The 8600-nt window shown below is 53.1% G+C and carries 7 protein-coding genes; 2 read left to right on the top strand and 5 right to left on the bottom strand.

Features of this window, described 5'->3' with window-relative positions:
* Both ASF70_RS23835 and ASF70_RS01545 read right to left on the bottom strand, forming a co-directional pair.
* Nucleotides 1-276 (bottom strand): hypothetical protein (locus tag ASF70_RS23835; protein WP_200943482.1); only part of this gene is annotated, 276 nt, incomplete at its 3' end.
* Between the two features lie 122 nt (nucleotides 277-398).
* Nucleotides 399-893, bottom strand: coding sequence for a hypothetical protein (locus ASF70_RS01545; RefSeq protein ID WP_062576827.1), 495 nt, complete (start codon nucleotides 891-893; stop codon nucleotides 399-401).
* Between the two features lie 106 nt (nucleotides 894-999).
* Here ASF70_RS01545 and ASF70_RS01540 point away from each other — a divergent pair, with 106 nt between their 5' ends.
* Together ASF70_RS01540 and ASF70_RS01535 are read left to right on the top strand one after the other, a co-directional pair.
* Nucleotides 1000-1917 (top strand): TIR domain-containing protein, encoded by a 918-nt coding sequence (locus ASF70_RS01540; RefSeq protein ID WP_062576826.1) that lies wholly within the window; start codon nucleotides 1000-1002, stop codon nucleotides 1915-1917.
* Nucleotides 1918-1920: 3 nt separating this feature from the next.
* Complete coding sequence (locus ASF70_RS01535) at nucleotides 1921-2625, top strand: adenylate/guanylate cyclase domain-containing protein (protein WP_062576824.1); 705 nt, start codon at nucleotides 1921-1923, stop codon at nucleotides 2623-2625.
* 304 nt (nucleotides 2626-2929) lie between these two features.
* On the opposite strand, the gene ASF70_RS01530 is transcribed toward ASF70_RS01535, so the two are convergent.
* Genes ASF70_RS01530 through ASF70_RS01520 form a run of 3 tightly spaced genes read right to left on the bottom strand, consistent with a single transcriptional unit; the run spans nucleotide 2930 to nucleotide 7409 of the window.
* Complete coding sequence (locus ASF70_RS01530) at nucleotides 2930-5905, bottom strand: calcium-binding protein (RefSeq protein ID WP_162237936.1); 2976 nt, start codon at nucleotides 5903-5905, stop codon at nucleotides 2930-2932.
* On the bottom strand, nucleotides 5868-6605 hold the full coding sequence (locus ASF70_RS01525) for a hypothetical protein (RefSeq protein ID WP_062576820.1): 738 nt from the start codon (nucleotides 6603-6605) through the stop codon (nucleotides 5868-5870). The genes ASF70_RS01530 and ASF70_RS01525 overlap by 38 nt, the downstream gene beginning before the upstream one ends.
* A 21-nt stretch (nucleotides 6606-6626) precedes the next feature.
* Nucleotides 6627-7409: a hypothetical protein gene (locus ASF70_RS01520; RefSeq protein WP_062576819.1), complete on the bottom strand. Its 783-nt coding sequence runs from the start codon at nucleotides 7407-7409 to the stop codon at nucleotides 6627-6629.
* Between the last annotated feature and the right edge of the window lie 1191 nt (nucleotides 7410-8600).

The following is an 8600-nucleotide window of genomic DNA, read 5'->3' as shown; positions in this document are numbered from 1 at the left end:
CGAGAACAGAGCGGGTTCGCCGGTCGGGTCCTGAGCTGGGCCGCCGCTCAGGCGTGAGCGCCAGCGAAGTTGTCCGGCATAGAACCAGAACGTCGCCTCGTCGCCCCTCCCCGCCTGCATCAGGGGTGCCGCGCGTAGTATGATTTGGCTGGGCAGCGCGTTACCCGCGGTCTCGGCACCTGGCGGCAGGGTCGGCTCCTCTGCGAAGGCTGTTGATGGACCAAGAAGAAACAGTGCTGCCACAGCAAGGTGCGGGAAGATGGTGCGATTTGACATGTGGCGCGATGGCTCCCTACGGCTTCTGCCTATACGCGAGGTATGGTAGGAAATCCGAACTCGGCGGCTTTGCGCCAACTGCGGACTTTCGCCACGAGCGCACATTTACACTGCAATGATTGTTAATCCTCAATGCCCCGACCTCGGGTCATGAACACTTCCAGCGCATTTTGTGCAAACGGCTGAATACGGCTGGGCCAGCCCGTTGCAATAAGCTCATCTTCAGTCACCAGCAGCGGAGTGGCATCGCACGCGTCGCGCATCAAGACCAGGACCGCTGTAGCGACCTCTACTTCATCTTGGGACATTACCGACGGAGGATTGTAAACGCCCTCATCGGGAAACCAATCGAAAAAACAGTTGAAGTACTCTGCGGAACCAAACCGCCGGACGGTCTCGTTGCCGTCTGCAAGAAGTTCCAACACGTCGATGCAGCGATTTCGCAACCGCTGAGATAGTAGGCATTCTGGAATGGGGTTGCTGGTCATGAGCTGTTTGAACAAATTATGGCGATTTGCGCCATACCAGATTGCTGCCTGATGGCAGCTTAGGGCCGATACCGGACCTGCTGCCAATATCCACTTGTCGCCGACTACGAGCGAACTGCTGCCGAGCATGCCCTAACCGAATCCACCTTTGTAGTTGGAGCTATGGGTAATTTATCACTTAGATTCTTGTGATCATCCTCCGGTTGCATTACCTTCTTTTGTGAAGAGAGGGTCTATGAAAGAACGTTTCGAGGGAGATCAGGGGCGACGATTGAGGGTGGAAGCGCTTTTAGCGCAGAAGATGGTCCAGGGCCAGGAAACCGTTGCGCACGAAATCGCTGATACGTGCACTATTGAGGAATTTCCCGCCGACTTCGAGTTGATCCGTCAGGACGACGATTCGAACGATGTTTTTTTCATAATATCGGGTATAGTCCAGATCATCATTAACGGTCGACCGGTTGCGACACGGGGGCCGGGAGATCACATCGGAGAAATGGCCGCAGTGCAGCCGATGCAGAAGCGCTCAGCTACGGTGGTCGTCCGGGAAGCGGTGGTGCTGGCAAAGCTTACGGAGCCGCAGTTTTCGGATATCGCTAGCCGACACCCGGCCCTCTACCGCTCGATTGCGCAGGAACTTGCCCGTCGTTTGCTCGAACGCAACAAGCTGGTGCAGACGCATCGTGACAAGATCCGGGTGTTCATCATTTCGTCAGTGGAAGGTCTGGTGATCGCCCGAGCGATTCAGGACGCCTTCGAACACGACCCATTCACCTGCACGATCTGGACGGATGGAGTGTTCAAGGTCACCAATTACACGATGGATGCATTAGAGGCTGCCGTCGATGACTCTGATTTTGCAATAGCCGTTGCTCATGCTGACGATATCACAGCCTACCGAGGTCAGGATTGGCCAACGCCTCGTGATAACGTCATCCTAGAACTCGGCTTATTCATGGGGCGCCTCGGTCGCGCTCGGGCGATCCTGATGGAGCCACGCGATGATAAGGTAAGGTTGCCTAGCGATCTAACCGGCATCACGACAATACCTTACCGTTTCGAAGCCAGTGGCAAAGACACGGCCGCCTTAATAGGGGCCGCCTGCAACAAGCTCCGCGAGCACATTAAAACCATGGGACCAAACAACGGATAGCGTATGAGCTTGTTGGAAGATCTTAAGAACCATGCCGCCACCACCTTCCGAGAGAACTGGACCACACGCAACGGCCGGGTGGTGCCGGCATCTTCAGACCTGAAGCTGACCAATGACGCGGTAGTATTTGATCGGGCCACTATCCTTTATGCCGATCTCACCGGTTCGACATCGATGGTCGATACGGTAGGCTGGCAGAAGGCTGCCGAAATCTACAAAACGTTTCTCTTCTGCGCAGGGAGAATCATCCGAAATGAAGGTGGCACGATAACCTCTTACGATGGCGATCGCGTTATGGGTGTTTTTGTCGGCGACACGCAGGCAACTCCAGCTGTGAAGTGTGCTCTGAAGATCAACTGGGCCGTCAAGAATATTATCAACCCAGCCCTGAATAAGCAGTATCCGGATAACAACGTGACGGTTTCACAGGTCATCGGGATCGATAGCAGCCAGGTTCGGACTGCCCGCACGGGCGTACGGGGTGACAACGACATTGTTTGGGTGGGAAAGGCTGCGAACTACGCCGCCAAGCTCACCGAGATCAAGCAGAGCCAGCGGACCTGGATTACTAAGGCAGTCTACGAGCGTCTCCGTGACGATGCTAAACTTGGCGGGAACCCCAAAACTAATATGTGGACCAAGCATTCCTGGACTGAGCATGATGGATCAGAAATCTACGGCTCGACCTATTGGTGGTCTTTCACTTGACCCCTCAATGAGCTAGCAACGCAAGATAAGCAGTTCAGTGGCAGGTCACCGACTAGGAACCATTGCTACAGTGACGATCGGCACGGCGACGACTGCCTGGACGAAGACGATATTAGATTGCGGACCAGATGCCATTGACTTGGGGCGATAAGGGAAGGGCCGCGCTCCGCGGGCCTTCCCTTCGTTTTCTTTAACGATCCGTTGCTTACCGTAGCCGGATCTAAGAAAAATAAGCCGTGCTTTGGAGCTTGTGGGTTGATGCTGTAGCAACTTCGCTGGCCGTCGATCAGTCACCTCCATGAGATCAGGCAAAGATAAAGTCACTGGCCTGAAGGCTGGAGACCGATACACCGTCAACCCGGATATAGTTGTTTGCATCAGCATACAGCCAGGTCGTCCCACTGATCCATTCCTGAGAATTGGCAAGCACGTCGGAAAAGTCGCTCAAGCTTGCGATCTTGCTCACATCGATCTTGTCTATACCGACTTCAAAATCATCAACCCAGTCTTGGCCGGTCGCGTTGAAAGCGAAAGTGTCGCTTCCATCTCCACCGACGAGGAAGTCATCTCCGTCGCCCCCGACAAGAGTGTCATTGCCATCATTGCCGAAGATCGTGTCGTTGCCTGCATCACCGTGAAGTATATCATCGTTGCCTTGGCCGTATATAGTGTCATCGCCGGCCAGCCCACTGATCGTGTCCAATCCAAAGCCACCGTTTAGAGTATCGGCTCCCGTCGTTCCCACTAGCGTTTGCGACGAGTTCTCTGATATAAACTGGGCAACATTGACGCTGACATCCGTGCCGCTTCCGACAGCATCAAACACAATCCACTCTGCATTACGAACGACATTCATAAGGTTTTCACCTACAACGACGACGTCTGAATCGTTAACGAGCTGAAGCATGAAGTTTCCGTAGTTACCTTCAACGATGACCGTATCCGAGCCGTTGCCACCATCGACAATATTGGTGCCAAGGCCGGCAAAAACCACGTCGTCTCCACTGCCGCCGTCAATGACATCGTCCCCTCTTAGGCCGAAAATCGTATCGTTACCCCCAAAGCCGGATATAGTATCTTGGCCAGCAGTCCCCGTAAGGCTATCTGCGGAAGCCGTGCCGTTGACCGTAGTTGAGGAATTTGCCTCCAAGAGATCGCTTACGCTTAGTTCGGTGTCATTCTGGCCGGCAGGAGCATCAAAGACGACCCACTCGGCGCCGTTTATCGTATGCATCGCGCCCGCCCCATTGACGAGGATGGAGTTATCATCACGAACATTGATAACGAAATCAGCGTAGGCACCCTCGATAACGACCGTATCCGAGCCGTCTCCGCCTTCGATCCTGTTCGTGCCAGTTTCCACGAAGATGACGTCATCGCCGGCCCCGGCATCGATTATATCGTCGCCTTCAAGACCGAAAATCGTGTCGCTTCCGCCAAAGCCGTGGATCGTATCTTGGCCTGCAGTGCCTGTCAGGGTATCGTCTGAGCTTGTGCCTGTTATCGTTGTTGCGGAATTTGCTTCGATAAAATAAGCAATGTCGAGGCTCGTATCCTCTTGCCCCTCCGGTGCGTCAAAGGTGATCCACTCTACGTCAGCAATTCGGTTTGTGATGCCAGACCCGGTCATCAAAACTGAGTTGTCGTCCTGGATCGTAATGACGAAGTCGGACTGAGCACCGCTGACGATGACGGTATCGCTTCCATCGCCGCCATTGATATTATTGGTGCCATCTCCTGCAAAAATCACGTCGTTGCCGTTCTCGGCATAAATCAGGTCATCGCCCGCCAGCCCAAAAATCGTGTCGTCGCCCGCACCGGCGAAAATCGCGTCTTGATCACCTGATCCGGACAGAGTGTCAGTTCCAGACGTTCCGTAGTTCGCAGCTGTGGCGGCCGCTACAATTGCGGTGTAGAGGAAATCCACGCCGGCGAAGGAGAAAGTTTCGACATTAATGACTGCATCACTGTAGGCGTAATCCCATATTTGCAGATAGCCGCCCGTACCTGCAATAACCGTATAGGACGCTATGGTATTAAAGTAGGAGACGACGTCAGAACCGCTACTGCCGTCGATCTGGTCGCTTCCATTTTGACCATCGATAACGTTGTCGGCATTGTCACCCGTGAGGATGTCATTTCCCTGGCTGCCGATTATGTTCTGGATCTGCGTAAAGGTATCCTCTCCACTTTGGGCGCCTGACGCAGTTCCCTGACCAGCTGTAGAAAACTGGACCGTTACGGAAGAGGTATGCAACGAGAAGTCGATCGTGTTCACACCCGCACCGCCGGCTATGACATCGTTTCCGCCGCCACCACCAAAGGTTTCGTTTGCATCACCTCCTGTTATCGTATCATTGCCAGCTCCGCCGACAACGCGCTCAATGTCTAGAAGATAATCGGATTCTCCTTCTGACCGTGAGACTAAAAAAGCGCCCCAAAGGCTGTCGTAAGAAATTGTTAGATCCTGTGTCGCGGTGGCGTAACTGACGGTGTCATAGCCATCTCCCCCATAGTACCAGTCGGATCCCCCTCCATATGTTGAAGCGTCGATCGTGTCGTTTCCGCCCCGTGCAACAACGGTGTCATCGCCATTCGAACCAGTTAGATCGGCGTTGTTGTTATTATCGCCTTCGATCCGCCATCCGGCGGCATCGCTGTCAGCAAGCCGCCAATTACCGCCGCCCTCACCCCCCGCTGAGGGATCGAAAACCAGATAGTTTTTAATCCCGAACAACAAGACGTTGGTGTAGGAATTCACTGTCGACTCGACGTAGAGGATCGCCTCTTTAGAGACAGCATCATAGACCTTCTGGCCAAATAGACTGGAGCCGTACTTTTCATCAGATTCCGGGTAGAAGGCTGTTGAGAGAGCGGTATCGAAAGACAGAAGATCTCCAAAGCCCGTGGCTGCGGCCAGATCGCTGCTCGTCAACATTGCAGTAAGGGTGATCTGTGTCTGACCTGGGTCATCCAGTACCCACTGAGCATAGATAGTAAAGCTGCTGTCGGTGCCATCGATAAGGTCAAGTTTGGCGCGATCCGCCACCTGCTGCGAGGTCAGCTCCACCTTCAGAGCGTTGACACCACCACCGACTATAAAGATGTCGTTGCCGTCACCGCCGACGAGGACATCCTTCTCTCCGTCATCCCATTCGCTATGAGAGGATGTTTCTAACGCGGCATAGCTGATCGATGACGGGTCAAAACCAGGGGAAAGGTTGCCGCCTACGATGACATCGTCACCTGCGCCGCCATAATCTATCAGAGCCGCTTTCACCGGTGAGCGTGTCCCCGCCATCAAAGCCCATCAGCACGTCGGGATACTGAGTGCCAGCTTTAATATCGTCGTTTTGTGTGCCGCCGATGGATACCCCGCCGCCGTTGATAGAAACGGAATAGTCGCCGAACTCATTTGACGAAGAAGCAAGGCCTAACGCCCCGGCTGCCAGCAACTTCCCCATATAGGCGACAACGTTTGCATCTTCATTTGCCAAGCCGCCGGAGAGTGCGGCGAAAATCGCCCATGCAGAACCTGCAGGACCTGAGTTGTTCAGTGTGTTCCATAACGCCTGCTTTTCCTCAACGGTCCCGAGATAATCCAAAGGGAAATTAGCAGTCCAGGCGCTGGGCGTCAGGCCATTTGAAGCAAAGACCTGCTGGTGATATGACTGGACCGCTTGGTATCCTAATTCGGCGCCATTCGCCTGAACCCGAGCCGCATAATCAGCCTGCATCAGTTGCAGGCTTACGTTCGCTAAAGCATCATTTGTGAGCGGATTGCCCTCGATTTGGGCCTGTGTAGTGATGAAATAACTCGCCGTAGCTCCGCTGCCAGGATCATTATTGACAACGGCAAGAGCAAGTTTCCCGTAGATGTCGCCGTAGTCTGCTAGCAGCGAGTAATACTCAATACGATCACCGGCGTTAACCGCGTCTTGGAGCGTCGCAAGCTGTTCACTCGACAGTTCCACACTCATATTTCGCTCCTTTTTGAAATATTAATCGCTCATGCATTCCAGGAAATATTGAATATTCTGTCTGATCTTCTTCCAACTCTTCAGCTGATCGAGGGGGTAGAGAATTTTTACATCATATTCATCGACGCGAGTACTTTGCTCGCAATGCGGGTAAAAGTCGGGAAGAGGAATGTTGCAGGAAATGACGTCGGTGATCTTCCCCGCATCACGAGCGAAATAAAGAGTCTTTTTTTGCCAACCGGGCTGCTGTCGTTCCGGCAACTCGATTTGCATCAAATCGTACGCCGCCGCTTTTTCCGGGAAGGCTGGCAGATCGGAGAGAAGCGAGCGCTGTGAGTAGAAGTTCATCAAGTTGCGTGCGACCACGTCGATCTCGACAAGGTTCGTCACCAGGAAACTGATCCACTCCTCTTTCCCGGCAATAATTTTTCCGAACATCTCCTGTCGGGGATAGGGCTTCAGCGTGTCGCGGTGAAAGCTGAAGTTTGCCTCTCCGGCATTCTTCGTTGTGAAGGATAATCCAGCCTCCGGAAACAGAAGATACGTCACCGGAATACGGACTTTCACCTTTCCTCCCCCATGCTGCACAAAATAGCCGTCCGTCACCTTTCCAGAAAAATCGAAACCCTGGCAGACACCCTGCTCGCGTTGCTGCTCAATAGTTTGATCTCTGTCCTTCGCTTCAACCCTGCCTTGTTCCCCGCTCGCTTGCGCTCCCGCTTCTGTCAGAGATACGAAGGTGGCGAAAAGTAAGATCGTTCCAGATAGCCCACGTGTTGGCCGCCAAGCTTGGAAGCAAACCATCTCACAACGCACCTTTTCTCACACGTTCTGCAATTTAGACGTTTATCTTGCAGACGGATTCGCTTTTTTAGAAGCTAATCATGATCCACAGAAAGATGCTTTGCAATTATATCGCGAGGCAATTCACCTCTAATTGAGTCACTCACAGATACAAGTTTGCTTTCAAGCTCAATCAGGCGTTAAATTGACCTGTATAATTCGCGTCATTTAATCAAAAGTTGTGTCTATCGGATTCGAGAATGATACAGCGAGCATCGGTCGAGAACTGAATTGCTGTAAACTTACGCTAAGGTCGAATGCGCCACGCCGCCACGGCTGTTGATAGCCAACTGGCTACAGAACGTCGACCACATCCCTGATGTGAAGTTGTGTAGTCAGGTCAGCAGCGCTCGCCTACCAACACTCGCTAATCATACGGTCGATATCCGACGTCGGACGTCAGCAATGGTCCAAGAAGCGTCTTCCGCTTTGCGCCAATTGCGGTCATCAGCTTCGACATTTATAACCCGGTTTCGTGCGCAGGCTCCGGAGCGATCTTCATGCCCTTCAGTGTTAGGTTGGTATCTGGAAGTCTATGTTTATTGGTCGCCTTGGTAGCAGTCGTTTATCTTGCGCGGCCCATATGGAGCACATACCTGTGGTGGACTTTTCCCGTTGCAGATATTAAGTACTTCAAGAGCTTCCAACAGAAGAGCGGGCTTAGGGATGAATGCGCTCGGACATTTTTGACTGAGCGCGAGGTCGCTGAAGACGAGGTCCGAGCTTGTTTCCGTGGAGGAACATACACTAAAACCGTGGTGTATAATGCCAAACTAGCCGGACACGAGATGGCGGTCACGAGCTTTTACTGCAGTCGAAACGACTTCAAAGCGACGGTTCATTACGTCACTTCGGCGGAAGCGACACAATCGGATGTGAATACACCGTAGCGCCGTTGGCCGCTGAAATACCGCCATTTGAATTGGGCGGCGACCGTGCCTATTATCCCTTCGACGGATCGCCTGACGGGTCGGCATCAGTTCTCATAAATATCCTGCAACGCGCCTTTCCGAAGCGATATCCCGTAGACGTCCAGACAGTCGAATAATGAGCCGGGGTCTCTTGTACGCTTCGGGCCAAAAAGGCGACCACGGCAGCTTTGCGCCACAAGCGGTCATTGAAGCGATCTGATCCTCAGGCTACTGAGGCAAA

This window comes from Rhizobium sp. Leaf321, from assembly GCF_001423215.1.
In the GTDB taxonomy this organism is placed as follows: Bacteria; Pseudomonadota; Alphaproteobacteria; order Rhizobiales; family Rhizobiaceae; genus Neorhizobium; species Neorhizobium soli.
Note: the sequence above shows the minus strand (reverse complement) of the source record. Positions and strands in the feature narration are given on the sequence as shown.